Source organism: Acidobacteriota bacterium (assembly GCA_038040445.1).
GTDB classification, from domain to species: domain Bacteria; phylum Acidobacteriota; class Blastocatellia; order UBA7656; family UBA7656; genus Onstottus_A; species Onstottus_A frigus.
The window spans coordinates 13,031-37,219 of sequence record JBBPIG010000009.1 but is presented as its reverse complement, the minus strand read 5'-3'; the positions used below and the strand labels follow the sequence as shown (position 1 = coordinate 37,219).

Below are 24,189 nucleotides of genomic sequence, written 5' to 3'. Positions count from 1 at the left end.
GAGGTGCCTATGAAATTGGGTTGGCAGATGGTGACGCTGATGGCCGCCGCGGTCATCTCGCTGGGGATGACCCCGCCGAATCAAGACCCGGTCTCGAGGCTGACGGCGGACGATCTGGCGCGCGGCAAACAAATGTTCGTTGGGCAGTGCGCGTTGTGTCATGGAATCGGCGCAACCGGCGGCCGCGGTCCGGCGCTAAACCAACCGGATCTCCCTCGGGCCGCGGACAACAGCGCCTTGTTTCAAATCATCAAGAACGGCATCCCTGAAACCGAGATGCCAGACGCATGGCAAATGACCGATCGCGAAATCTGGCAAGTCGCCGGCTACGTGAGGTCGCTTGGCGGAACTGCCGTCGTCAAACTTCCCGGAGATACATCTAGAGGCAAAGCGATCTACGACTCGAAGGGAGCGTGCGCGGCGTGTCACATCGTAAGCGGGAGAGGTGGAAGTCTCGGCCCCAAGCTCACTGACATCGGCGCTCGACGCAGCGCGGCCTACTTGCGCGAAGCCTTGACTGATCCAGGCGCGTCGGTCCCGGATGGGTTTCTCGTCGTCAGCATCGTCACACGTGACGGTCATAAAGTGAGAGGCATGCGCGCGAACGAGGATTCATTCACCATACAACTTCGAGACGCGGCGGGCGTCTTCCACTCCTTCCGCAAGCTCGATCTTGCGGAGTTAAAGAAAGAATTCGGGTCCTCTATGATGCCGGCCTATCGCGATGCTCTTTCTGCCTCCGAGCTCGACGATCTGGTCGCTTACCTTTCGGGCCTGCGAGGTGGCAAATGAAGAGCCTCCGTTTCCTGGTGACAGCCTGTAGCCTTCTCTTCCCCGCATTTGTTCTGGCACAGGTCCCGTATAAGAGAATCGTCAACGCCGCGAGCGAACCCGGCAATTGGCTTACTTATTCAGGCAACTATCAAGCGCATCGCTTCTCGCCGCTCACGGAGATCAATCCTCAAAACGTCGCCCGTTTGAAACCGGCATGGGTTTACCAGATTGCGGCCCGCAGCAGATTTGAAACGTCGCCGCTGGTGGTGGACGGAATCATGTATGTCACCGAGCCGCCGACTAAGGTCACCGCGCTGGACTCGCGCACGGGCCGGCGGTTGTGGACGTGGCAACGAGCTATGCCGCTTGTGGTCAGAACGATTGGTTTCGGACCGACAAACCGAGGCGTTGCGATTCTCGATGACACCCTCTACGTCGGGGCGCTCGACTGTCATCTAATCGCGCTGGACGCCAGGTCGGGAGCCGTTCGCTGGGCGACGAAAGTCGCCGACAACACGACCGGGCACTCAATCACCGCGGCCCCGCTGGCGATTGATGGAAAGATCATCGTCGGCATCTCCGGCGGCGAAGCCGGAATACGCGGGTTCCTCGACGCCTATGACGCGAAGACAGGCAAGCTCGCCTGGCGGTTGTGGACGGTTCCAGCTCCGGGTGAGCCGGGTCACGACACTTGGAGCGGCGACAGTTGGAAAACCGGCGGCGCGCCGACCTGGGTGACCGGCTCATTCGATCCCGAGTTGAATCTGATTTACTGGGGAACGGGAAATCCGGGACCGGATTGGAACGGAGACGTTCGTCCCGGGGACAATCTGTATTCGTGTTCGCTCCTTGCTGTCGATGCTTCCACTGGAAAGCTCAAATGGTATTTTCAGTTCACGCCGCACGACGTGCATGACTGGGATGCGACGGAGATTCCGGTGCTGCTTGATGCCAGCATCGGAGGACGGACGCGCAAGCTGGTTGCGATGGCCAACCGCAACGCGTTCTATTACCTGCTCGATCGCGCAACCGGTGAATTCATACTTGGAACTCCCTACGCGAAGCAGACGTGGGCCAAGGGACTCAACGCGCGCGGCCGCCCGATCGTGCTTCCCAACACTGAGCCTACGGTCGAGGGCAATCTCGTCTGGCCGAGCCTGCAAGGCGCGACTAACTGGTTCAGCCCTTCGTACAGCCCGGCGACCAGGCTGTTTTACGTTGCTGTTCGCGAGATGGGTGCCTACTACTACAAGGGCGAAGCCGAATACAAACCGGGGACATTCTTTGCCGGCGGGGGCGAACGGGCGCTCGCCGGCGATCAGGCTTCCGGGGCGATCCGCGCGCTTGAAGTCGAGACCGGAAAGATGAAGTGGGAATTCCGCCTTCAATCGCCGCCCTGGGCTGGAGTGTTGGCTACGGCGGGAGGCCTTGTGTTCGGCGGCTCAGACGAAGGGAACTTCTATGCGCTTGATGGGTTGAGTGGGAAGCCGCTGTGGGATTTTCAAACAGGCGGAGCGATGGCCGCCAATCCGATCAGCTTCTTGATAGACGGCAAGCAGCATGTCGCGATCGCTGCGGGCCACTCATTGTTTGTGTTCGGCTTGCGATGATCAACGCACCGCGAGCGGCACCAAGCGCGTTCGACCAAGGACCAAGATCGCGGAGATCGCTCCAGGCTGAGTCTTCAGGCAAACGGAAGAGGAGGAAGTATGAAACGCACGATATTTATCTCGATTGCGACGGCTTTGATAGCTTCGATCGTTGCGGTCGAAGCTCGTTCGGGCTTTAGCGACCGAAGCCGAGCAAACGACGAACAAGGCGCGGGAGGTTGGGAGTATCTTGTAGTGCAAGGTGGAAGCACCAACCTGACGCCGTCCGACAGTGGGAGTATGCGCAAGGAGCCGGGTGCCTTCAGCCGCGAGTCGTTCCCTCTGGAAAAGAATCTCGACAAGCTCGGGGCGAAGGGTTGGGAACTGGTGACGGTGTCCGGTTCCCCTGCTGACCCGACATTCTATTTGAAGCGCAGAAAGTAAGGCCGGCAAACCTCATAGACCTTTCGGGTTCGGCGCTCGCGGTCCGCGCGCCGAGCCCCTTACTTCTTCACCACCTCGAGCTCGAAGTGAATCTCCTTCCCTCTGATTACCGCGTTGAGATACTGCTCCCAGAATTTTCGGATGAACCTCAACGAGGGGAAGCGGTGATCGAGGTTGATCAAGAACTCGAGCCCGGTGAGCTTCCACAGATTCAGCAGCGTCACTCGCGCCCGGAGCTGGCGGAAGCGGACCTCAGTGTAGAAGGGAAAGACAGCTCGATCATCCGTCAGATTGCGAAACGAGTAGCTGTTCAGATGATTCCGGTGAGTCAGGTCAGTCGCGAAATCCGGATTAGTCCAGTGAGGCGCGACGAGCCTGACTATGCCGCCATTTCGAGTGATCCGATGAAGCTCGCACATAACGGCCATCGGGTCGCGGACGTGTTCGATGACGTGGCGGCCGATCACTTCGTCGAATTCGTCATCGGCGAAAGGATACGGCAGGTCGTCTAGATCGTGAATCACATCAGCCGCGGTCCGCGGGTTGACGTCCATGCCGATTGCGCCCGCAACCTTGTTTGTTCCGCAGCCAATGTCCAACACTCGCGGCTTGCGCGAATCGATCAGCGGCTCGGCTCTCGTCTCCATTCTGCTCATGAGAAATGCCGTTGGATTCAAGTCCGTTTGGGCTTGATAGTCCGAAATGCCCGATGGATCTTCTTTTCCCGGCTCTTGCGTTTCAAATGGAGCTTGGTGTCCATCCTCGAATCCAGATACTCCATCTCTTTTTCCATCTTCGCATAGCTCTCGTATCTGTCTCTGTCGAGCAAGCCGTCCTCGAGCGCTTCCCTCAGCGCACAGCCAGGTTCGTTCTGATGACTGCAGTTGCTGAAGTAGCAAGTCGCTGCGATCGACTGAATATCCGAGAACGCTTCGCCCAACGAGCCGCTAGCGTCCCAGAACTGAAGCTCGCGCATGCCCGGCGTGTCGATCAATAGGCCGCCGGTCTTCAGAACGATCAGCTCGCGATGCGTAGTGGTGTGCCGTCCGCGGCTATCATGCTCGCGCACCTCGGCCGTCTTCTGAATCTCTTCTCCGACGATTCGGTTGATCAAAGTAGATTTGCCGGCGCCCGACGAACCCAGGAACGCGACGGTCAGACCGGGCCGTATGTATTGATCGACTTCGTCCAAACCGTGACCTGAAACTGAACTGATGGCGTGAACCGGTGTGCCAGGGGCAACCGACTCGGCTTCGGCCTTCTTCTTCTCCACGTCTTCGCAAAGGTCAGCTTTGCTGAGTATGACAACCGGAGCGGCGTTGCTTTCGAAAGCGGCTACGAGATAGCGTTCGAGGCGGCGCAGATTGAAGTCGTGGTCGAGACCTTGAACCAGAAATACAGTGTCGACGTTTGCGGCTACAACTTGTTCGACCGCGCTCGAGCCGGCGGCTTTGCGTGAGAATTTGCTGCGGCGCGGTAACACGGCGTGAATTTGAGCGAGACCGTCGCGCTCGCGTTTCGAAACCGACACCCAGTCTCCGACGGCCGGAAAATCTGCGGCGCTCTCGCTGTCAAACCTCAGCTTGCCCCGGACGCCAGCACTCAGTTCGCCCAGTTCGGTGTAGAGCCGGTACGCGCCCCGCTCCTCGAGCGCGACTCTTCCAGCGAAGTGGCCTCGCTCGCGATACGGTTCAAACTGAATCTCAAAGAACTCGGTCCACCCGAGTGACTTCAAGTCGTGCATGGTGTCTTCGTTGTCGCTTACATCTAACAAGCTACTGAGATCGCTGACGGAAGAGTTCGCTAGAATCCCACCAAGGCAGTTGACGCACTCCCTGAGAAAGCCTTCTGCTCACTTCTTCGCGGCAGCCTTGGATGCGCGCCTCGCTGCGGCTTGCCCGATACCCGAGCCGGCAAATGCTGCGAAGCCCGGGTACCGCGCAGCCTTTCCGAGTTCCTCTTCGATGCGCAGCAACTGGTTGTATTTCGCGACGCGATCCGTGCGGCTCGCGGAGCCGGTCTTGATCTGGCCCGCGTTTGTAGCAACCGCAAGATCGGCGATAAATGTGTCTTCCGTTTCGCCCGACCGATGCGAAATCACGCAGGTGTAGGCGTGAGTCTTTGCCATCTCGATCGTGTCCAGAGTCTCAGTCAGTGAGCCGATCTGATTCACCTTGATCAGAATCGAATTCGCCACTTTTTCCCGAATGCCTCGCACGAGATATTCGGTATTGGTAACAAACAGATCGTCGCCGACGAGTTGAACCCGGCCGCCCATCTCTCGGGTGAGCGCCGCCCAGCCTTCCCAGTCGGACTCAGCGAGCCCGTCTTCGATTGAGATGATCGGATACTGATCGACCCAACTCTTGTAGAGCCCCACCATCTCATCCGAGCTCATCCGGGCGCCGGTCGACTTCTTGAACACATAAGCGCCTCGCTCATAGAACTCGCTCGACGCCGGATCGAGCGCGAGCGCGATTTGATCTCCCGGCTTGTAGCCTGCCTGATTAATGGCTTCCAGTATCGCTTCGATAGCTTCGTCATTGGACTTCAGGTTCGGCGCGAATCCGCCTTCGTCACCGACAGACGTTGAATGGCCTCGCTTCTTGAGCACGGCACTCAGCGAGTGAAACACCTCGACGCCCGCGCGCAACGCTTCAGTAAACGATCCGAAGCCGCCGGGTACGATCATGAATTCCTGGAAATCCACGTTGTTGTCGGCGTGAGCTCCACCATTGAGCACGTTCATCATCGGAACCGGCAATGTGCGCGCGCCGACGCCGCCCAGATATGCGTACAGTGGCAGCCCAAGGGCATCAGCAGCGGCTCGAGCGGTCGCAAGCGAAACCGCCAGAATCGCGTTCGCCCCGAGCTTGCGCTTGTTTGGCGTCCCGTCGGCTGCAAGCAAAGCCAGATCGATGTCGGCTTGCATGAGAGCATCCCGCCCAGCGACGGCCTTAGCTAGCGCGGTGTTGACATTGGCGACGGCTTTGAGCACACCTTTTCCGCCGTAACGCTTCTTATCGCTGTCCCGCATCTCGAGAGCTTCGTTCTCTCCGGTCGAAGCGCCTGACGGAACCGCCGCGCGTCCGATGATCCCGCTTGCAAGCGTGACCTCCGCTTCGACCGTCGGGTTACCGCGTGAATCCAGAATTTCCCTTGCGCACACTCGTTCAATCGTTGTCATCGTGGCTCCATTGTTCCACAGATTGCCCTGAGCCTCAAAGGTTGCTATACACTAATCGACCTTCGCAAGAGATAACATCTTTTAATGAACAAAACAGAAATCACACTCGGACACAGCCCGGACCCCGACGACGCATTCATGTTTTACGCACTCGCCGCCGACAAGATTGACACCGAGGGTTTAACCTTCAGCCACGTCATTCAAGACATCGAAACGCTCAACCGCCGAGCGATGAACGCCGAGCTGGATGTGACTGCGGTCTCGATTCACGCGTACGCATACGTGCTCGATCAATACGCGCTGCTGACGTCTGGAGCTTCGATGGGCGACGACTACGGCCCTCTGGTGATCTCGCGCGAGCCGATGAGCCTCGACCAGCTTCGAAGCGCGACGATCGCCGTGCCGGGCCTGATGACTACGGCTTACCTTACGTTGCGGTTGTGCGTGGGCGACGTGAATACGGTTGTTGTCCCCTTCGATCAAATCATGGACGCGGTCGAACGGGGCGACGTAGACGCGGGGCTGCTGATTCATGAAGGCCAGTTGACGTACTCGGCGCGTGGGTTCAACAAGGTTATCGACCTCGGCGAGTGGTGGATGTCCCAGACAGGCCTGCCTCTCCCGCTTGGCGGCAACGCGATCAAGAAGTCTCTGGGCCCAGAGCTTATCTCGAAAGTGTCGAAGCTGCTGCGCGAGTCGATCGAGTACGGCTTGGAGCACCGCGAGGTCGCCGTGAGGCACTCGATGAAGTACGGCCGCGGGATGGCGGAATCGTTGACAGATAAGTTTGTCGGGATGTACGTGAACGACTACACGATTGACTATGGCGAGCGAGGACGCGCAGGAGTGAGACTCCTATTAGAGCGCGGTCACCAAGCCGGGATTATTCCGCGGCCTGTGCGGCTCGAGTTTGCCTAGAACTGCGCCGCTCCCCGCCTCCTTTAGTGAGAGTCATCCTTCGTCGAGGATTACCTCCATTCTGGTGGAGTGAGGAATCAGCAACCTCGTCAAGCTCGCGGTCGGGAAGGTTGGCTTGCCCCCGCTGAGTTGAATGACAGGAGAGTTCACCTTAGGACCAGCCGGGGGCAAGCCAACCTTCCCGACCGCGAACTTGACACATAGGTTCTGACCGCCAGCCGTTTGGTGAACTGATGAAAAGCGACTGGTCTTGCTCGGGCGCTGTTTTTTCTATCCTCTGTCTTTGTTTTAGAGTCAGTATCACTGCCTCAGCTTCTTTAGCAGCTCGCGAGCTATGATCATTCGCTGAATCTGGTTTGTTCCCTCGACTATCTGACCGATCTTCGCTTCGCGCATCAAGGCTTGAACCGGATAGTCCTCGCTGGTGCCGTAGCCGCCGTAGATTTGAACAGCGTCGGTGGTCACCTTCATCGCCGTGTCGGTCGCCAGCAACTTCGCCATCGACGCCTCAATGTTAAACGGCAAACCTCGATCGCGAAGCCACGCGGCTTTCTTCATCACCAATCGTGCAGCTTCGATCGCCGCAGCCATATCGGCAAGCATGAACTGAATGCCTTGAAAGTCGCCGATCGCCTGGCCGAATGCCTTGCGCTCGGTCGAATATCGAAGCGCATGATCGAAAGCTTGCTGCGCAGTGCCGATCGACGTGGCCGCGACGGTGATGCGCCCTGAGTCGAGCGCGGTCATCGCGACTTTGAAGCCTTCGCCCTCGCGGCCGATCAAGTTCCCTCGCGGGATCTCGCAGTCCTCGAAGAAGACCTCGCGGGTGTGATGCGGCAAGCCCATCGGCCGCTCGCGTTTGCCGAACGCAAGACCCGCTGTTCCCTTCTCGACTATGAACGAGCTGACGCCTTTGGCGCCTTTGCCCTTCTCGGTCACGGCCATCACGATGTAAACATCCGCTTCGCCGCCGTGAGTGATCCAGATTTTTTGGCCGCGCAGAATGTACTTGTCGCCTCGAAGCTCGGCTCGAGTGTTGATGTTCGCAGCGTCCGATCCGGCGTGTGGCTCCGTGAGCGCGAAAGCTCCCAGCAACTCAGCGCGGGCCATCGCGGGCAGATACTTTTGCTTTTGAGTTACCGTGCCGAAATGATTGATGATCAACTGAGGAAGCCCGTGAACCGAGAGCACGCTGCCGAGATGACTGCCCAGCCGGCTGAGTTCTTCGAGCACGGTGATGTATGCCGAATAATCCAAACCGCCGCCGCCGTACTCAGCGGGAAACGGAATGGCGGCGAGGCCGAGTTCTCCGAGTTTGCGAAACAGCGGCCAGGGAAAGTCTTCGTAGCCGTGCTTCTCCCAGTATGGCTTCACGTCTCGCGTTACGAAGTCTTCGACCAGCCGCCGCAGTTGTTCCTGGTCTTCGGTTAATGTGTAGTCCATTGTTGCCTCCTCTGAAAGAGTTCGTAGTACCGCCTTCAGGCGGAAGTTCGTCGTTCAGAGTTCAAGCTTCAGCTTGCTTCCAGGGCCTAACAAGATCGAATCACGCAAGCTGAAGCTTGAACTCTGAACCCAGAAGGCCGTAACTACGAACGCTTCATCGTTTCTGCGCCCGTCTCAGATCGCCGCCCGGAAACTGTCCGCGATTAGCGCGAACTCGCTTTATTCGCGAACGACTATGATCCCCGCTTTGCTGAGTCGATCGCGTTCTTCCTTAGATATCCCGGCAGCCGCCAAGAGTTCTGCCGTGTTTTCCCCGAGCGCAGGCGCCGCGTTCTTATCGCGCGGCGGAGTATCGCTCATCTTGTACGAAAAGCCGAGTTGCCTAAACCGAGCACCGTCGACTTCGCCTACCATTTCACGAGCGCGAGTCTGCTGGTGCTCGAACGCCTCGGTCATTGAGAGCACAGGCTCGCAGCAACAATCCGCGTCGCGCATCAGCTCGACCCATTCAGACTGCGTTCTAGATTTGAAGATCGCGCGCACGGCTTCAAACAAGGTGTCACGCTGCGCGCCCGAATCGAACTGGCGCGCGACCAGATCATCGCGGCCGGCCTTGCGGCAGAAGTTAGCCCAGAACTTCGGCTCGAGCGCTCCAAGCGTCATGAACTTGCCGTCGCCTGTCTCGTAGACGTTGTAGAAAGGATACGCGCCCGACAGCACATACTTGCCGCCAACCGGGATCGTGGCGCCCGCGAAATGATGCGCAGCCGGAATCGGCAACATCGAAAGCATCACGTCGAACATCGACACGTCGAGATATTGCCCGCGACCTGTGCGCTCGCGCGCTAACAGCGCGGCGAGTATTGCAAACCCAGCGATCATCGCGCCTGCAAGGTCTGCGACCTGCACGCCGGGAATCACCGGCTTGCCACGCTCGTCCGTTGTCAGCCCGAGCACGCCGGATAACGCGAGATAGTTGAGATCGTGTCCGCTTCGTTTTTGATGAGGGCCGTCCTGACCGAAACCGGTAAGCGAGCAGTAGACGATTCGAGGATTAACTTCGGCGACGTTCGAGTAGCCGATGCCTAGGCGCTCGACGACTCCCGGCCGAAACTGCTCCAACACGACATCGGCTGTGGAAGCGAGCTCCAAAAAGATGTCGCGACCTTCGGCTTGCTTCAAGTCGATTGCGATGGATTTCTTGTTGCGATTGACTTGATTGAACGGCGCGCTTTGACCGTCGATCATCGGTGGGCTATGGCGCGTGGGGTCCCCGATTTTGGGTTCTTCTACTTTGATCACTTCAGCGCCGAGATCGGCAAGCATCATCGAGCAATAGGGCCCGGGCAGCATGCGCGAGAGGTCCAATACCCGGATGCCTTGCAGTGCGTTCGTCATAGGCTCACCCAAAACCGCCCACCAATCGAAAGTTCCATCACGAAATCGAATTTGATCGGCTCCAATCCTACGATGCTTGATGCGACATCGCAATGCGTACCGCTCGGTCGAGAATTCTCGGCAATACACTGCAGATCCGTTTACCGATAACCGCAAGAGCGACGCGCGTGAGCCTTGGTTAGTCGACGCGACCGGATTATAATCGGGGCAGTCGATGCGGGCAACGGAGGTTAAAGATGGCGAGCTTACCGACGACAGCAACTCTCTCCACGGTTGAAGAGTATCTCGCGAAGGAACGCGAGTCAGAAGAACGTCACGAATATCTCGACGGAAGGATTTATCTGATGGCGGGCGAAAGCCCTGAACACGGAGCCATCTGCACCAATAGCGGAGGCCAGCTCTATAGTCAATTGAGGGGAGGTCCGTGCCAGGTTTTTTCTAAAGACACGAAGGTGTGCAGCGGCCCGATCCCGATGTCGCGTTACTACACCAAAGGACTGTATTCGTTTCCCGATCTGGTAGTCGTATGCGGTGAGCCGCAATTCCTCGACGAACACCGCGACGTGCTCGTCAATCCGAGAGTCATCATCGAAGTCTTATCCCCGTCCACCGAAGCCTTTGACCGAGGTGAGAAGTTCTTGCGCTATCGCACGCACCTCGATTCGCTGACCGACTACGTCGTTGTGGCTCAGAACCGGCCGCTGGTCGAGCACTTCGCGCGTCAGCCAAACGGTCAATGGGTGATTGCGGCGACTGCCACAGACCTCTCAGAGAGCGTGGTACTCAGCTCAATCGGCTGCACGCTACGGTTGAGCGAGGTCTACGACCGAATAGTTTTCGCTGGCCTCCCGGATGACGAACCGACTCCCGCCACGGGTTGAGCTGATCGTTGTGAAGAAGGATGCTTGGGTCGTGAAGGTATTCGCTGCTGGTGGCTATTACGCATTCTTCAGTTTTTCCTCGAGCAGCCTCAAATTCCCTTCAACCGTTCTGGTACTTGGATGATCGTCGCCCATAGCTGATGAAGAAGTCCTTCATCGAATTTGTGTCCTCGTGCAAACCGGATACAAACTTCCGCCTAAAGGCGGGACTACGAACTTGTAGCACAAGCCGCTGATCGCGACAAACGTGCGTGCCGGCTTGCGGGACTTACCCTGCGCGGGCAAGATCGCTACTGAAATGAACAACCAGTTCTCATTCGAGAAGATCGCAACCGACGCCGGCACGCGAGCACGCGTCGGGCGCGTCACGACCCCTCACGGCTCGATTGACACGCCTGTTTTCATGCCCGTCGGCACACAAGGAACGGTCAAAGCTCTAACCCAGCAAATGCTCGAAGAGGCTGGAGCCTCGATCATCCTTGGCAACACCTATCACCTTTACTTGAGGCCGGGCCACCCGACCATCAATCAGCTCGGCGGCTTGCATCGGTTCATGTCCTGGCAGCGCCCGATCTTGACCGACAGCGGCGGGTTTCAAGTCTTCAGCTTGACTGCCCTTCGAAAGATCAGCGAGGAAGGTGTCGAGTTCCAATCTCATCTGGACGGCTCGACGCACTTTTTGTCACCCGAAAAATCGATGGAGATTCAATCGGCGCTCGGGTCGGACATCGTGATGGCCTTTGATGAGTGCACCTCGTTTCCCGCAACTCGAGAAGAAGCGCTCGCGTCTCTCGATCTCACCCAACGTTGGGCTAGAAGATCCAAGGAGCGGCTCCACGAGCTACACTCCGAGCCCGCTTCTGCTGAAAGCGCCGCGATCACTATAGTCAATCCCACTCAAGCCTTGTTCGGGATCAATCAAGGAAGCACATTCCTTGACCTTCGAGAGCAGAGCCTTGCCGGGCTGGTCGAGATAGGCTTCGACGGATATGCGATTGGCGGGCTGTCGGTCGGCGAAGAGAAGAGCGCGATGTTCGAAGTGGTTTCTCACATCGCGCCGCTAATGCCTGAGGACCGGCCTCGCTATTTGATGGGATTTGGCACACCTGAGGACATCGTCGAAGCGGTTGCGCTGGGCGTCGACATGTTCGATTGTGTGATGCCAACCCGAAACGCGCGCAACGGTCAGCTCTTCACCAGCAGCGGGAAGCTCAACATAAAGAACGCGCGCTATCGAGATGACTCGCGGCCTATTGATGGAGCTTGCCGGTGCGCCGTGTGCGCAAGATATTCGCGAGCTTACGTGCGGCATTTGTATATGAGCGGCGAGATACTCGGATCAGTGCTAAGCTCGCTTCACAACGTGAGCTTCTACCTTGACATGATGGGTATGTTGAGGCAATCTATTTTGCTTGGCACTTTTAACGAGTTTCGTGATTCTTTTCTGAGCGGCCTAGCACGCGGACAGGACTGAGCCTACCAAAGGATTTCGGACCGCAGCCCCCGCGGGCGAACCCTCCCACTGGAAGTGCCAAAACGTCATCAATGACTACAACCATGAATTTCGGTTCTTTGGCTTTTCTTCAACCAGGTGGATTGGGTGGATTGGCTGGTCTGCTGCCATTCATCCTGATCTTTGTCATCTTTTACTTCCTGCTCATACGACCGCAGCAAAAGAAGCAGCGTAAGGCGCAGGAGGAACGACAGAATCTGTTGAAAGCGCTGAAGGCCGGCGACAAGGTAGTGACCACCGGAGGAATCTACGGGACGATCGTCGCGGTGCGCGAGAAGGACGACACGGTTCAGTTGAGAATCGCCCAGTCTGTCTCAATCGAAGCCGAACGCAGCGCAATAGCCCGATTACAGGACTCGGAGAAGGAAGTCGAAGCGAGCAAGTAACGTCTAAGGCGAGGCAGTATGCAAAGCAAGATTAGAAACAGGGTCATCATAATAGTGATCGTAACACTGGCCGGAATCGCGATAGTCTTCAAGCCGCATCACAAACCCACGATCAAAGACTTCACCAGTTGGTCGCAGATCAAACAGAATCTTTCGGAGAACATCCACCTGGGTCTCGATCTTCGCGGCGGCAGCCACCTGGTGATGCAGGTGCAGACCGACGAGGTCATACGGAAGGTTACTCAGCGCAATGCGGAGGTGGCCGCCGTCAAGCTGCAAGAGAAGAACCTGCCCTTTACGACTGTGAACGGCGATACGCCTGGCAAGGTGGCCGTGGAAGTCCCCGACAGCACGAAGAACTCGGATATAGTGAGGGAACTGGAGAACGATTTCGGACTAGATTGGAGCATCAGCGAGAAGGGCAACTCAGTAATAGCGTCGCTTTCCGAAACCAAGCAGAACGAGTTGCGCGAAAAGGCGACGGAGCAGGCGAAGGCGATCATCGAGAATCGGGTCAACGCGTTCGGCGTTACCGAGCCTACGATTCAGCGGCAGGGCGGCGAGGGAACATATCAGATCGTGATTCAGATGCCCGGAGTCGACGACCCTGAACGAGTGAAGAACACGCTCAACGCCGACTCCAATCTCGAGCTGAAGCTTGTGGCGCCGGGGACGGAGATTCCGTACCCCACAAAGGAGCAGGCGGAGGCGATCGCCAAATCGACTCCGCCGGGTAACGACCCGTACACCAGCCAGTACGAAGTTCTCTTCTATCGGGACCGTCCCGATTCAGGCGGAGCGGCTCAGGAAGGGTGGGTGGTCGTAGGAAAGAATTCGGTGATCACCGGGCTCGACATGCGCGACGCATCTGCGAGATCTTCTGAATATGGGGGCGCGTCCTACGAGATTGACTTCACGCTATTGCCCGAGGGCGCAAGACGATTCTCGGACGCCACCGGGAAACATATAAAGGATCACCTCGCGATCGTCCTAAATAACGAAGTCAAATCAGCGCCCTCAATTAATGGCCAGATCAGCGACCGGGGCCAGATAACCGGTACCTTCACGAAAAAAGCAGCCGAGGACCTGGCGCTGATTCTGCGGTCAGGGGCGCTGCCGGCGAAGGCCGTGTACCTGGAGGAACGTACCGTAGGTCCATCGCTTGGCGCCGATTCGATACGGCAAGGCGTGACCGCTTCGATAGCCGGACTGCTCGCGGTAGTAGCGTTCATGCTGTTCTACTATCGCGGATCGGGGATCAACGCAGTGCTGGCGCTCATTCTTAACCTTATTTTGCTGGTTGCGGCGCTGGTCATGTTTGAAGCGGTGCTGACCTTGCCCGGTATCGCCGGGGTGATCTTGACGATAGGCATGGCGGTTGACTCGAATGTGCTGATTTTCGAGCGCATACGCGATGAGATGCGAAGCGGCAAGGTAGTCGCGTCGGCCGTAGACGTCGGGTTTAACAAGGCCTTCCTGACGATCATAGACACGCACGTGACGACGATCGTTTCAGCGGTTTTCCTGTTCGTGTTCGGCACAGGTCCGATTCGTGGCTTCGCGGTCACACTGGTTGTCGGTCTTTTGGCGAACCTGTTCACGGCGGTGTTCGTGTCGAGGACGATTTTCATGTGGCATCTCAACCGCAGCGCAAGAGTGGAGACATTGAGTATATGAAACGTGAACCTGATGCGTGATCCGGTCACGCATCACGGTTCACGCATCACGAGTCACTATGGTAGAGCTATTCAGGAATCCTAAGATCGACTGGATCAAAGCGAAGAAGTTCTTCATCGGCATCACGATTTTCCTGTTGTTGTTGGGCGCAGCCGCGGTCCAGATTCGCGGGTTCAATCTGGGAGTCGACTTCACCGGCGGCACGATGATGCACGTGCGATTCAGAGAGTCGCCCTCGCTCGACCAGATTCGCACGGCTCTCGGCTCGGCTGGCATCGACACGCAGAAGGTGACACTTCAGCCGGTAACGAGCCGGCATAATGAGCTGATCATCCATTCTCCGCAGCTTGGCATCGGGACGGAGGCTGAGCGCCGCGTTGACGAGGACAAGCGCGCTATTATTGGGGCGTTACAACGGCTCAATCCCTCCGGCGATATTGCCGCGGGCGTTGTCAACATCAACAGTATTGACGCCGCGGGAATCGAAGCAGAATTGCGTCAGATTGATCCGCTTGAAATAAAGGCGCAGTACTTCCCTACTGACCATCCCTATCGTCAGGTCGGCGATCAGATCATCTCTTTCCGCGACGGGCCGAACAAGGGGTTCCTTCAAGACATCAGCGCGCTACGGGGTCTGACTCTGGACGTGAAGGATTTGGCCAACTTCGATCAGAACAAGGTCAACCAGGTGATTCTCGACCGGTTCTTCGCAGGTAAGATCGACTTGAACCTGGCTGGAAAGAGCGAGATCGAAGACGCGCTGGGACGCATCGACCCGCTTGGTGTTGGCCCTGGATCTGACACCTATTCGAAGGCGGCGCAAGCCATCGCCGACTATCGCAAGAATAGTAGCGGAGTCATAACCGACATCGGCCTGCTTCAAACCCAAGACGTGTCGGCAGAGTTGCTAGACAAAATGAAGCCGTACTTCACGGAAGGCTCCTTCGCCGTGATTTCTGCTAACGTGGTTGGCGCGGTGGTGGGGCGGGACTTGCGCAACCGAGCGATTTACGTGACGCTTGCGGCGCTGGCAGGAATGCTTGTGTACATCGCGTTCCGCTTCGAGTGGATCTATGGAGTGGCGGCGGTGCTTGCGGTCTTTCACGACGTGTTGGTCACCCTCGGGATTTTCGCCTTGTTCCAGTGGGAGATCAGCCTGACGGTTATTGCCGCGTTGCTCACGCTAGTAGGCTACTCGATGAACGACACGATAGTCATCTTCGACCGCATACGCGAGAACACCAGGCTGCGTCGAAGGGATAGCCTCGTCCAGCTCGCCAACGACGCGATCAATCAGACTCTTTCGCGAACGGTCATCACCTCCGGGCTGACGTTCCTTTCTGTTGTTGCGATAGTTCTGTTTGGAGGCGAAGTGCTGAGGGGTTTTGCGCTCGCTCTGACGATCGGCATAATCGTCGGCTGCTATTCTACTATCGCGGTTGCGAGCCCGGTGATGCTCTGGTGGGAATATGTGACCGGCCGCAATAAAGGGCGCGGTAGATCCGTTGAAACGAAGGCACGCGCTGCCGAGCGAACTCTGGCGAAGGTGTAACCCTCTTGGAGTGCGGAGCGGCGATCGCCGGCCTCGGAGCGTAGCCGCTCTCTTCGGTGCGCGATCGACTGGCGGGAACAAAGCCGGAATTGCCGGTGTCTAACTTGTTGGAAGCTTGAAAACTTCTTGACTAGATGGGAAGGCAAGTGTAGACTCAGCCGGTTTTCAGCCAGACTTTCAGCAGAATAAGTGCTTTTTATTAATCGTACTTCTGTCTGCATGCTTTACCTGTCTCTCCAGAGAGACGGTGGCGACGTCTATCGGGCACGTTCGAAGCGAGCGCCTCATTCAATGGATTGCAACCGGATGCAGACTGGCGCTCAATAAGGTGCTTCTCCGACCCATCGCAATAACTGGAGGTTTAGTTCAATGTTTGACCAACTAGTAGAGTCGTCGGCGACGAGGAGACGATCCGAGCGGTGGGTTTACTTCACGGTGACTGCGGCAATCTGGGTGTCGGTTTTAACGGCGGTGATCGTGTGGGGTATCGTGGCCTACGACGCCAAGCTGAACGAACAATTCAACGCACTGACACTGCTGGCGCCACCACCACCACCGCCTCCTCCGCCTCCTCCCCCGCCTGCGGCAGCGCCCGTCAAGCAACTCAAACCGGACGCGCCCACTGGTTTCGTCTCTGCTAAAGAGCCGCCAAAAGAAATCAAGGCGCCGTCACCCAAGCCACCGCAGTTCGTGAGCAGCAACATCGGCGACGTTGGCGGTCAGCCGGGCGGGGTTCCCGGGGGCGTGCCGGGTGGCGTACCAGGTGGCGTGCCCGGTGGAATTGGTCCGACGGGCCCGGCAGAGCCGCCTCCGCCTCCACCGGAGGAAAAGAAACCTGAGCCGCCCAAGATCATCCGAAAATCGGGAGGCGTGTTTCAGGGGTCCGCCACCAGACGCGTTGAGCCGACCTATCCGCCGCTGGCAAAAGCCGCGCGGGTTAACGGGGCGGTGGTCGTAGAAGTAACCGTTGACGAACAAGGGAGCGTGATTTCAGCACGCGCAATTTCGGGTCACCCACTGCTTAAGGACGCGGCAGTCAATGCGGCACGAGGTTGGAAGTTCAGCCCGACAATGTTAACCGGGGTGCCAGTCAAAGTGATTGGCACGATCACGTTCAACTTCAACCTGTGAACAATATGGTATGAGGTTGCGAGCGCTCCGAGTCGCAGCCTCACTGTACAACGATCCTAATTTGACTTTGGAGGGTTTCTACCAATGCTACTTCTTCTATCGAACATCTGGCTGGCGGGCAACAAGCTCGCTTTCTTTTTGCTCCAAGCGGCCGAAGAGGCAGCCGTTGACAAGGGCGCGGCTAGCGGAACCGAGGACTTTTCGCTCTGGGGCATGATCCAGAAGATGAAATGGCCCGCGCTGCTCATTGCAGTCGTGCTGGCCATCATGAGCATGTACTCGATTGCCGTTATGGTCGAGCGCTGGCTCACCTTCAACGCCGCCCGCAACCAATCGCGACAGTTCGCGCCCAAGGTCGCGGCCGCGCTTCGCGATAACCGCATTGACGAGGCGATTGCTATTTCCGATCGCCACAAGAAGTCGCATCTCGCGATGGTAGTCAATGCCGGGCTGCAGGAGTTTCAGGCTCATCAGGGGGGCGCCGACATATCGGGAACCACGATGGATGCCGCGCGGCGAGCACTGCAACGCTCGACGGCGTTGAAGACCGCCGAGCTGAAGCGCGGTCTTTCGGGTCTGGCGACCATCGGATCGACGGCTCCGTTCGTGGGATTGCTCGGAACGGTCATCGGGATCATCGGCGCATTCCAGGGAATGAAGGCGGCTGAAGGGACCGGCATCGCGGCGGTCGCGGGCGGCATCTCCGAGGCGCTGATCGAAACTGCGTTCGGACTGCTGGTGGCGATTCCTGCGGTGTGGGCCTTCAACATCTTCACCAACAAAGTCGAGGGCTTCCAGATCGAGATGGACAACTCGTCATCGGAACTCATCGACTACTTCATCAAACGCCGCGAACTCAAGTGAGGTAACGCTATGTCAATGGCAGTAGGCAGCGGCGAAGGTGGCTACGTCGCCGATATCAACGTCACACCGATGGTGGACGTGATGCTGGTGCTTTTGATCATCTTCATGGTCATTGCGCCTATGTTGCAAAGCGGTGTCAGCGTCGCCTTGCCCAAATCGAAGTATCCAGACCCGGACCCGAACATCATCAAGGAAACGTCGGCGGTTGTCGCCATACCAAACGACGGCGAGTTTTATATTGGCCGCGAGAAGGTCGCGATGGCAGATATTCCTACGAGGATCAGGACAATCCTCAAGGACAAGCCAGTGCCTGATCAGGTCGTGTACATCAAGAGCGGCACGCTCGTGAAGTACGGGACAGTCGTGTCCGTGATCGATTCGATTCGCGACGCGGGCTTCGACCGTATAGGCTTGGTCGCCGAAAAAGAGAAGACGAGTCCGGGCGCGGCCGGCGGCCAGTAACGAGAACGCCCTTTGCAAGTAGCATTGGTTGCGGGTGCTCCCTGCGAGCGCCCGCCGGATTTGTGCATCAAACACCAGGGAGGATGCTGCTTCACACACGGCAGCTTTAACAAACATGGCATACGGAGAAGTTGACGAAGGAGTCCATCATTCGAGAGGGCTGGGACTTGCGCCCCCGAACATCAACGTCACCCCGCTGATTGACGTATTGCTTGTGCTGCTGATCATATTCATGGTCATCCAGCCACAGAAGGAAGCGAAGTTCGAATCGCTAATCCCGCAGAAGCCGCAAGAGACGAAGGACTCACTGGTGCCGCCATCGGACTTGCTGATGGTCGACGTCAAGATGCAGGGCGCTGGGCTGGATCAGCAGGTCGAGTTGAACAGCAAGCCCATGACCCTGGTGGAACTATCTACCACGCTCAAGGACCTGCTCGAACAGCGGCCCGACAAAACCGTGTTCATCAAAGCGCCGAAGGACAAACAGTACGGCGACATTGTTTCGGTCATCGACGCTGTCAAGGGAGCGGGCGCACTTCCCATTGGGCTCCAGATAGACTACTTGCAGTAGACGGGCTCGCCCCGCCAAATCGAAAAAGGGGCGCGGATCAAGAACCGGAGGTACGAGCCTTGAACAAGAAGAATAGACCTGTCCTTCTAGTGTTGCTGGCGGTTGCGCTAACGATGCCAGGTTGTGGAGTCGTCAACAGCCTGCGTGCCAAGAACAGCCTCAACGATGGCGTGCGCGAGTTCAACAAGGGCAAATATCAATTGGCCGAAGAGCAGTTCGCGCGAGCGCTGGATCTGAGCCCTGATTTGACGAACGCGCAACTGTTTTATGCTCGCGCGCTTAATGCCCAGTTTGACCAGAGCCTCACCGACGAGCTCGGCAAGAAAACGATCGACGCTTACGATGAGATCATCCGGAAGAATCCTGACAACGCCGAGGCAATAGATCAGGCGCTTGCCTTCAAAGCAAACATCTATAGCCAGCTCACTCGAGTCAACCCCGCCAGGGCGGCTGAGTACAGAGCGGCTCAGCGCGAGACTCTGGAGAAAAGGGCGACACTGCCGTCCGCTACGGCCAAGACCAAGGCTGATGTTTACTACACTCTGGGGGTGGGCTACTGGCAGGAATCTTACGATCTGAACGCCGGTTACGTATCGAAGAACAGAACCGTACCGCAGAACATCCTCGACGAGATGAAGGATCTCGTTCTGAAGGCGCACCGGTACCTGCAAAAGGCGATATCAGTCGACGAACACTACGCCAATGCCTGGTTCTATGAAAAGCTGGTCTACATTGAAGACATGAAGCGCGAACCCGGGCGAAAGGAAGAATTGACGAAGAAAGCCATGGAAATGCAAGACAAGTACATGGCTATGCAGAAGCAGCAACAGCAGCAAGCTGCCGCCGAGGCGGCATCGGCTCCGAAATGAAGTAGCTTCCCTCCTGTGCTAGAATTCAGGTGACGCCCTTCAACGGGTGGTCACCTTTTTTAGTTTGGGCACATCCCGGCCTCTTAACAGCCATGATCAGGTTCGAGACGATAATAGAAAAGCTTCGGAAGAACCATCCCAATGTCGATGAGGAGCTGCTGCGCCGCGCGTATCTGTTCTCCGCGCGCCAGCATCGCGGGCAGACTCGACAGTCCGGCGAACCGTACCTTGTGCACCCGCTAGAAGTCGCGAACATTCTGGCCGACCTTAACCTCGATCCGATCTGCGTAGCGACGGGATTGCTGCACGACATCGTCGAAGATACCGAAACGTCAGCCGAAGAGATCGAAGAGTACTTCGGCCCGGAAATAGCACATCTGGTGGACGGACTCACCAAGATATCAAAGCTCGACCACGCCTCTTCAGAAGAGCGTCAGGCGCTCAATATGCGCAAGATGCTATTGGCGATGGTTGACGACGTGCGAGTGGTTCTGGTCAAACTCGCCGACCGGCTTCACAACATGCGCACGCTCGAATACCTTCCCGGCGAGAAGCGCCGGCGAATCGCCCAGGAGACGCTCGATGTCTACGCTCCGATCGCACACAGGCTTGGTATGGCGCGCGTGCGAGGTGAACTCGAGGACCTGGCGTTCAAGCATCTCGAGCCCGAGGAGTACCAGAAGCTTAAGGAGCTGGTCGACAGCCGGCGATCCCGGCTGGAAGCGTTCCTCGAAGAGGTGAAGCAGCGGATACTCGATATGATGGCGACCTCTATTATCGAAGTCGTTTACATCGAAGGTCGAATCAAGCGGTTGTTTTCGATTTATCAGAAGCTCCGGCGCCAGCACATCAACATCGATCAGGTTTACGATCTCGTTGCCATTCGCATCATCACCGAATCGGTGAAGGATTGCTATGGTGCGTTGGGCGTGATCCACACAGCATGGAAGCCGATTCCAGGGCGCTTCAAGGATTGGATAGCCATACCGCGAGAGAACTTCTATCAATCTTTGCATACATCGGTCGTGGGCGACGGCGGCCAGTCCTTTGAAGTGCAAATCCGCACGCGCGAGATGCAGTCGATCGCCGAAGAGGGCATCGCAGCCCACTGGAAGTACAAAGAGGGACGCCGCGGCACTCACACTGATGAAGACGAAGCCTTCGTGTGGCTCAAGCGATTGGTCGAGTGGCAACAGGAAGTAAAAGATTCGCGCGAATTCCTCGATTCACTCAAACTCGATCTTTATCCGAAGGAAGTCTATTGCTTCACCCCCAAGGGCAAGGTGATCGAATTGCCCCGGGGAGCAACACCGGTGGACTTTGCCTTCCTTATCCACACACAGGTGGGTCTCGCCTGCATCGGGGCGAAGGTCAATGGACGGATAGTGCCGCTGAAGTATCAGCTTCGCAACGGCGACGTTGTGGAGATAATGACCTCACCCGCCGCGCACCCGTCTCGCGACTGGATGAACTTCGCCAAGACCTCGCGGGCGCGATCCAAGATTCGTCATTACCTGGCCGAAAGCGAGCGTACGACCGCAATCGAGCTTGGCAAGAAGCTGTTCGAAAAGGAAGCAGACAGATTTCGGTTAAACACCAGGAAGATGCTTTCCAACGGCGACCTCGACCGCGTGGCCGCCGACTACGGAACGGCCCGCGCAGATGACCTGCTGGCGGCGATCGGGTACGGCAAGGTGCTTCCCCGCAACGTGATCGCTAAGCTCTTGCCGCCGGACCGCGCCGCCGAGATCGAGCAAGAGAAGCGGCCCACTCTTAAGCAGGTCGTCAAGCGCGCCCTTGGGTTGCAGGACCGAATCGTAGTCAAAGGCATCGACGACGTAATGGTGTACCGGGCACGCTGTTGCAACCCGATTCGCGGCGAGGAGATCCTCGGCTACATCACTCGCGGCAAGGGCGTCGCCGTTCACTCGAACCGCTGCCCGAACATGCCGGGCTTGTTGGTTAACCCTGAGCGGCTGATCGAAGTTGAATGGATGAAGTCAGACGCAAAGCACGAGTCAGCTTACCCGGTGACGATGAAGCTTGTAACCGAGGACCGGCCTGGAATGGTGGCCGACGTGACGCAGGCGATTGCAGGGGTCGGCACTAACATTCGCGACATACACGCGTCGTTGGACGAGGAGGGCCGCGGCCAACTCGTGCTGACTGCCGAGATTTTCGACCTAAAGCATCTTGAAAAAATAACCGGCGCGCTCAAGTCGGTTCGCGGCGTTATGGATGTCGAGCGCATCAGCGGCGAGCCCGTGCAGGTGTGATTGCGGAATGCGGATTTGAAGCACGCGCAAGCTTCAAAGCCTCCTGCACTTCACATCCGCACTGCGAAATCGGCATTCCGCAATTCCCTCCGGTGGACAACCACACGCCCATCTGGGATAATTCGGAGTTTCAGCCCAGTGCTTGATTCCCGACTGTGAGTCAGGTCAGCATGAAAGAACGCGTTCAGACTGACAGCGCGCCTAAAGCCATCGGACCATATTCGCAGGCGATCCGGGCGAGCGGGCTCATTTTTGCTTCGGGTCAGATTCCGCTCGATCCGGCAACCATGCAGATCGTTGAAGGCGGAATACGCGAACAGACCGAAAGAGTGATGAACAACTTGAGCGCCGTTCTTCAGGCCGCCGGCAGCTCGTTGGACCGCGTGGTCAAGACAACCGTGTTTTTGGCTGATCTCGGAGACTTCGCCGATATGAACGAGACCTACGGACGATTCTTCGGAGAGGCGCCTCCGGCCAGATCAACAGTCCAGGTATCGCGGTTGCCGCGCGATGTGCGCGTCGAGATCGATGTAATCGCTTTGGCTGGGTAGAAGGGGCCGGAAGAGATTTTGGATTTTGGATTTTGGATTTACAGAAGACATCGTAATCCAAAATCGCAAATCCAAAATCCAAAATGGGTTAGGCGGCTTTGACGACCTTTCCCGCTTTCAGGCAGCGCGTGCACACCCGAAGGCGCTGTGCGCGGCCGCTGATGAGAGCGCGGACCGCCTGCAGGTTTGGATTGAAGCGTCGGTTGGTGCGGTTGTTGGCGTGGCTCACGCGGTGGCCAAACTGAGGCCCCTTGCCGCAGACCTCGCATCGTTTTGACATTGTTACGTACCTCCGATGAGAATTTCACTATGAAAGCAAAGCGACAGTCTAGCACGGGCAGATCGCTGTCCGTCAAACCATTTCGTCCGACAAACCTCAGTTTGTCGCTGGTTCGCAATGGAGCGCATTAGACAATCAACGACAAACCGAATTTTTGTCGGACTCTTTACTAAGGAGCATCACCGTGTTTCGTTCCCTCAAACCAATCACTTTAGTTCTTTTCTGCTCACTGCTGATCGCCGCGTGCAAGAGCGCGGCGGACCCGTCAACGCTTGAAGTAGCGGCGAAAGTTGGCTCGCGTGAGATCACATTGAAGCAGGTCGACAGCACCATCAAACAGCAACTCGATGCGAACGGCGCCGGGGCGCCGTTGACACCCGCGGAGCTGGTCGCGGCGCGGCTGAGCGTGCTTGATAACCTGATTCAGGAGGAAGCTCTTTTCCAAAAGGCTGAGAAGGAAAATCTTGGCCCGGACGACACAAAGGTCAATCAGGAAGTTCAGAAGCGCAAGCAAGAAGCCCAGATGACTGAAGAGCAATACCAGGCCCAGATCAAGCAAGCCGGGTTTACCGAGCAAGAGATCCGCGACAAGATTCGCCGCGAGCTTGCAATCAATGCGCTCAGAGAGCGCGAGCGCACTCGGGTCAGCGCACCGACCGACTCCGAAATCGAAAAGTACTTCGCTGATCGCAAAGCTGAGTTCGTAGCCCAACGAGGCACTGACATATCGATGATCGTCGTGAGCCCCGCCAACAACGGGGGCGAGGCAGGCGCCGAGCAGAAGATAAAAGCCATCTATGAACAGCTCCGCGGTAATTCGGACTTTGCGACGGTCGCGGCACAGAAATCCGAGGACCAGGCTTCGGCGCTTCGAGGCGGTAGCCTGGGGTTCGCCACCGAGGCTCAGCTTAGACAGACGTTCCCCAGCCGCCCGGATATGCCCGCAAAACTAATGGCGCTAAACGTAGGCCAGTACACAGAGCCCGTCAAAGACAACTTGTCTGGCGCGTGGTACATTTTCAAACTCAACCGAAAACAGGAACAGCCAGAGAACCTGACCCTCGACCGTGTTCGCGCAGACATAATAAACACGATCACCCAGCAGCGTCAGCAAGTGCTGTTGAACGCGCTCGTGTTGGTGACACTTTCCGAGACCACGACCAAGAACTACCTTGCTGAACGCATCGTCCAGAATCCACAGACGATCGTCGAGATGCGCCCGTCGCAGTTGTTGCAGCAGGCGGCTCAGCAGCAGCAGGCACAGCCGCGAATTGAGAATGAGAATCGCGCCGCTCAGCCAGCGCCGAGTTCCAATCGTCCGGCTCCGTCAAATTCGAACAAAGCCGCAACGTCGAACGGCAATAAGCGATAACGACGCCATTTTCCATTTTCCATTTTCCATTTTCTATTTGTCATCCAGCCA

At 57.3% G+C, this 24,189-nt stretch carries 23 protein-coding genes; 17 read left to right on the top strand and 6 right to left on the bottom strand.

Translation table 11 applies throughout. The features are described from left to right. Positions 1 to 9: 9 nt before the first annotated feature. The 3 genes from AABO57_11770 to AABO57_11760 all read left to right on the top strand — a co-directional run bounded on the left by AABO57_11770 (position 10) and on the right by AABO57_11760 (position 2,807). On the top strand, positions 10 to 792 hold the full coding sequence (locus AABO57_11770) for a c-type cytochrome (protein ID MEK6286411.1): 783 nt from the start codon (positions 10 to 12) through the stop codon (positions 790 to 792). Next, positions 789 to 2,384: a PQQ-dependent dehydrogenase, methanol/ethanol family gene (locus tag AABO57_11765; protein MEK6286410.1), complete on the top strand. Its 1,596-nt coding sequence runs from the start codon at positions 789 to 791 to the stop codon at positions 2,382 to 2,384. The genes AABO57_11770 and AABO57_11765 overlap by 4 nt, the downstream gene beginning before the upstream one ends. Before the next feature lie 99 nt (positions 2,385 to 2,483). Next, positions 2,484 to 2,807 (top strand): hypothetical protein, encoded by a 324-nt coding sequence (locus AABO57_11760; protein ID MEK6286409.1) that lies wholly within the window; start codon positions 2,484 to 2,486, stop codon positions 2,805 to 2,807. 59 nt (positions 2,808 to 2,866) lie between these two features. On the opposite strand, the gene AABO57_11755 is transcribed toward AABO57_11760, so the two are convergent. The 3 genes from AABO57_11755 to eno all read right to left on the bottom strand — a co-directional run bounded on the left by AABO57_11755 (position 2,867) and on the right by eno (position 5,994). Beyond that, positions 2,867 to 3,454 (bottom strand): class I SAM-dependent methyltransferase, encoded by a 588-nt coding sequence (locus AABO57_11755; protein MEK6286408.1) that lies wholly within the window; start codon positions 3,452 to 3,454, stop codon positions 2,867 to 2,869. 26 nt (positions 3,455 to 3,480) lie between these two features. Beyond that, positions 3,481 to 4,551 (bottom strand): ribosome small subunit-dependent GTPase A, encoded by a 1,071-nt coding sequence (gene rsgA / locus AABO57_11750; protein MEK6286407.1) that lies wholly within the window; start codon positions 4,549 to 4,551, stop codon positions 3,481 to 3,483. Between the two features lie 108 nt (positions 4,552 to 4,659). Beyond that, positions 4,660 to 5,994 carry a phosphopyruvate hydratase gene (eno, locus tag AABO57_11745; GenBank protein MEK6286406.1) on the bottom strand — a complete coding sequence of 445 codons (1,335 nt, stop codon included), beginning with the start codon at positions 5,992 to 5,994 and terminating at the stop codon, positions 4,660 to 4,662. An 84-nt stretch (positions 5,995 to 6,078) separates the two neighbouring features. Here eno and AABO57_11740 point away from each other — a divergent pair, with 84 nt between their 5' ends. Further along, entirely contained in the window at positions 6,079 to 6,912 is an 834-nt protein-coding gene (locus tag AABO57_11740) for an MqnA/MqnD/SBP family protein (GenBank protein ID MEK6286405.1), read from the top strand. Between the two features lie 300 nt (positions 6,913 to 7,212). Here the strand turns inward: AABO57_11740 and AABO57_11735 are convergent, their stop codons facing one another. Beyond that, positions 7,213 to 8,355, bottom strand: a complete 1,143-nt coding sequence (locus AABO57_11735) for an acyl-CoA dehydrogenase family protein (protein ID MEK6286404.1) — start codon at positions 8,353 to 8,355, stop codon at positions 7,213 to 7,215. Positions 8,356 to 8,574: 219 nt separating this feature from the next. Next, positions 8,575 to 9,753, bottom strand: a complete 1,179-nt coding sequence (locus tag AABO57_11730; GenBank protein ID MEK6286403.1) for a CoA transferase — start codon at positions 9,751 to 9,753, stop codon at positions 8,575 to 8,577. Between the two features lie 236 nt (positions 9,754 to 9,989). Here AABO57_11730 and AABO57_11725 point away from each other — a divergent pair, with 236 nt between their 5' ends. The 12 genes from AABO57_11725 (at position 9,990) to AABO57_11670 (ending at position 22,486) form a co-directional block, all read left to right on the top strand. After that, positions 9,990 to 10,634, top strand: coding sequence for a Uma2 family endonuclease (locus AABO57_11725; protein ID MEK6286402.1), 645 nt, complete (start codon positions 9,990 to 9,992; stop codon positions 10,632 to 10,634). A 298-nt stretch (positions 10,635 to 10,932) separates the two neighbouring features. Then, complete coding sequence (gene tgt / locus AABO57_11720) at positions 10,933 to 12,108, top strand: tRNA guanosine(34) transglycosylase Tgt (protein ID MEK6286401.1); 1,176 nt, start codon at positions 10,933 to 10,935, stop codon at positions 12,106 to 12,108. Between the two features lie 71 nt (positions 12,109 to 12,179). After that, positions 12,180 to 12,533, top strand: a complete 354-nt coding sequence (gene yajC, locus AABO57_11715) for a preprotein translocase subunit YajC (protein ID MEK6286400.1) — start codon at positions 12,180 to 12,182, stop codon at positions 12,531 to 12,533. 18 nt (positions 12,534 to 12,551) lie between these two features. Continuing rightward, complete coding sequence (gene secD / locus AABO57_11710; protein MEK6286399.1) at positions 12,552 to 14,210, top strand: protein translocase subunit SecD; 1,659 nt, start codon at positions 12,552 to 12,554, stop codon at positions 14,208 to 14,210. Between the two features lie 58 nt (positions 14,211 to 14,268). Next, positions 14,269 to 15,762, top strand: a complete 1,494-nt coding sequence (gene secF, locus AABO57_11705) for a protein translocase subunit SecF (protein ID MEK6286398.1) — start codon at positions 14,269 to 14,271, stop codon at positions 15,760 to 15,762. Between the two features lie 369 nt (positions 15,763 to 16,131). Further along, positions 16,132 to 16,893, top strand: coding sequence for a TonB family protein (locus AABO57_11700; protein ID MEK6286397.1), 762 nt, complete (start codon positions 16,132 to 16,134; stop codon positions 16,891 to 16,893). Between the two features lie 84 nt (positions 16,894 to 16,977). After that, entirely contained in the window at positions 16,978 to 17,757 is a 780-nt protein-coding gene (locus tag AABO57_11695) for a MotA/TolQ/ExbB proton channel family protein (protein MEK6286396.1), read from the top strand. Between the two features lie 9 nt (positions 17,758 to 17,766). Next, a complete protein-coding gene (locus AABO57_11690) occupies positions 17,767 to 18,219 on the top strand; it encodes a biopolymer transporter ExbD (GenBank protein ID MEK6286395.1) in 453 nt (150 codons plus the stop codon). A 115-nt stretch (positions 18,220 to 18,334) separates the two neighbouring features. Further along, positions 18,335 to 18,790, top strand: coding sequence for a biopolymer transporter ExbD (locus tag AABO57_11685; protein ID MEK6286394.1), 456 nt, complete (start codon positions 18,335 to 18,337; stop codon positions 18,788 to 18,790). Positions 18,791 to 18,849: 59 nt separating this feature from the next. After that, positions 18,850 to 19,659, top strand: coding sequence for a hypothetical protein (locus AABO57_11680; protein MEK6286393.1), 810 nt, complete (start codon positions 18,850 to 18,852; stop codon positions 19,657 to 19,659). A 92-nt stretch (positions 19,660 to 19,751) separates the two neighbouring features. Beyond that, positions 19,752 to 21,935, top strand: coding sequence for a bifunctional (p)ppGpp synthetase/guanosine-3',5'-bis(diphosphate) 3'-pyrophosphohydrolase (locus AABO57_11675; GenBank protein MEK6286392.1), 2,184 nt, complete (start codon positions 19,752 to 19,754; stop codon positions 21,933 to 21,935). Between the two features lie 170 nt (positions 21,936 to 22,105). Then, positions 22,106 to 22,486: a RidA family protein gene (locus tag AABO57_11670; protein MEK6286391.1), complete on the top strand. Its 381-nt coding sequence runs from the start codon at positions 22,106 to 22,108 to the stop codon at positions 22,484 to 22,486. A gap of 88 nt (positions 22,487 to 22,574) precedes the next feature. Here AABO57_11670 and rpmB read toward each other — a convergent pair whose 3' ends face one another. After that, complete coding sequence (rpmB, locus tag AABO57_11665) at positions 22,575 to 22,766, bottom strand: 50S ribosomal protein L28 (GenBank protein MEK6286390.1); 192 nt, start codon at positions 22,764 to 22,766, stop codon at positions 22,575 to 22,577. A gap of 184 nt (positions 22,767 to 22,950) precedes the next feature. Here rpmB and AABO57_11660 point away from each other — a divergent pair, with 184 nt between their 5' ends. Next, positions 22,951 to 24,138 carry a SurA N-terminal domain-containing protein gene (locus AABO57_11660; protein ID MEK6286389.1) on the top strand — a complete coding sequence of 396 codons (1,188 nt, stop codon included), beginning with the start codon at positions 22,951 to 22,953 and terminating at the stop codon, positions 24,136 to 24,138. Positions 24,139 to 24,189 lie beyond the last annotated feature (51 nt).

Coding starts and splice junctions, on each gene's coding strand:
- secF (MEK6286398.1), top strand. CDS start 14,269: ATGGTAGAGCTATTCAGGAATCCTAAGATCGACTGGATCAAAGCGAAG.
- AABO57_11670 (MEK6286391.1), top strand. CDS start 22,106: ATGAAAGAACGCGTTCAGACTGACAGCGCGCCTAAAGCCATCGGACCA.
- tgt (MEK6286401.1), top strand. CDS start 10,933: ATGAACAACCAGTTCTCATTCGAGAAGATCGCAACCGACGCCGGCACG.
- AABO57_11675 (MEK6286392.1), top strand. CDS start 19,752: ATGATCAGGTTCGAGACGATAATAGAAAAGCTTCGGAAGAACCATCCC.
- rpmB (MEK6286390.1), bottom strand. CDS start 22,766: ATGTCAAAACGATGCGAGGTCTGCGGCAAGGGGCCTCAGTTTGGCCAC.
- rsgA (MEK6286407.1), bottom strand. CDS start 4,551: ATGCACGACTTGAAGTCACTCGGGTGGACCGAGTTCTTTGAGATTCAG.
- AABO57_11725 (MEK6286402.1), top strand. CDS start 9,990: ATGGCGAGCTTACCGACGACAGCAACTCTCTCCACGGTTGAAGAGTAT.
- AABO57_11700 (MEK6286397.1), top strand. CDS start 16,132: ATGTTTGACCAACTAGTAGAGTCGTCGGCGACGAGGAGACGATCCGAG.
- AABO57_11730 (MEK6286403.1), bottom strand. CDS start 9,753: ATGACGAACGCACTGCAAGGCATCCGGGTATTGGACCTCTCGCGCATG.
- AABO57_11740 (MEK6286405.1), top strand. CDS start 6,079: ATGAACAAAACAGAAATCACACTCGGACACAGCCCGGACCCCGACGAC.
- AABO57_11695 (MEK6286396.1), top strand. CDS start 16,978: ATGCTACTTCTTCTATCGAACATCTGGCTGGCGGGCAACAAGCTCGCT.
- AABO57_11685 (MEK6286394.1), top strand. CDS start 18,335: ATGGCATACGGAGAAGTTGACGAAGGAGTCCATCATTCGAGAGGGCTG.
- AABO57_11760 (MEK6286409.1), top strand. CDS start 2,484: ATGAAACGCACGATATTTATCTCGATTGCGACGGCTTTGATAGCTTCG.
- AABO57_11755 (MEK6286408.1), bottom strand. CDS start 3,454: ATGGAGACGAGAGCCGAGCCGCTGATCGATTCGCGCAAGCCGCGAGTG.
- AABO57_11765 (MEK6286410.1), top strand. CDS start 789: ATGAAGAGCCTCCGTTTCCTGGTGACAGCCTGTAGCCTTCTCTTCCCC.
- AABO57_11770 (MEK6286411.1), top strand. CDS start 10: ATGAAATTGGGTTGGCAGATGGTGACGCTGATGGCCGCCGCGGTCATC.
- AABO57_11690 (MEK6286395.1), top strand. CDS start 17,767: ATGTCAATGGCAGTAGGCAGCGGCGAAGGTGGCTACGTCGCCGATATC.
- eno (MEK6286406.1), bottom strand. CDS start 5,994: ATGACAACGATTGAACGAGTGTGCGCAAGGGAAATTCTGGATTCACGC.
- yajC (MEK6286400.1), top strand. CDS start 12,180: ATGACTACAACCATGAATTTCGGTTCTTTGGCTTTTCTTCAACCAGGT.
- AABO57_11735 (MEK6286404.1), bottom strand. CDS start 8,355: ATGGACTACACATTAACCGAAGACCAGGAACAACTGCGGCGGCTGGTC.
- secD (MEK6286399.1), top strand. CDS start 12,552: ATGCAAAGCAAGATTAGAAACAGGGTCATCATAATAGTGATCGTAACA.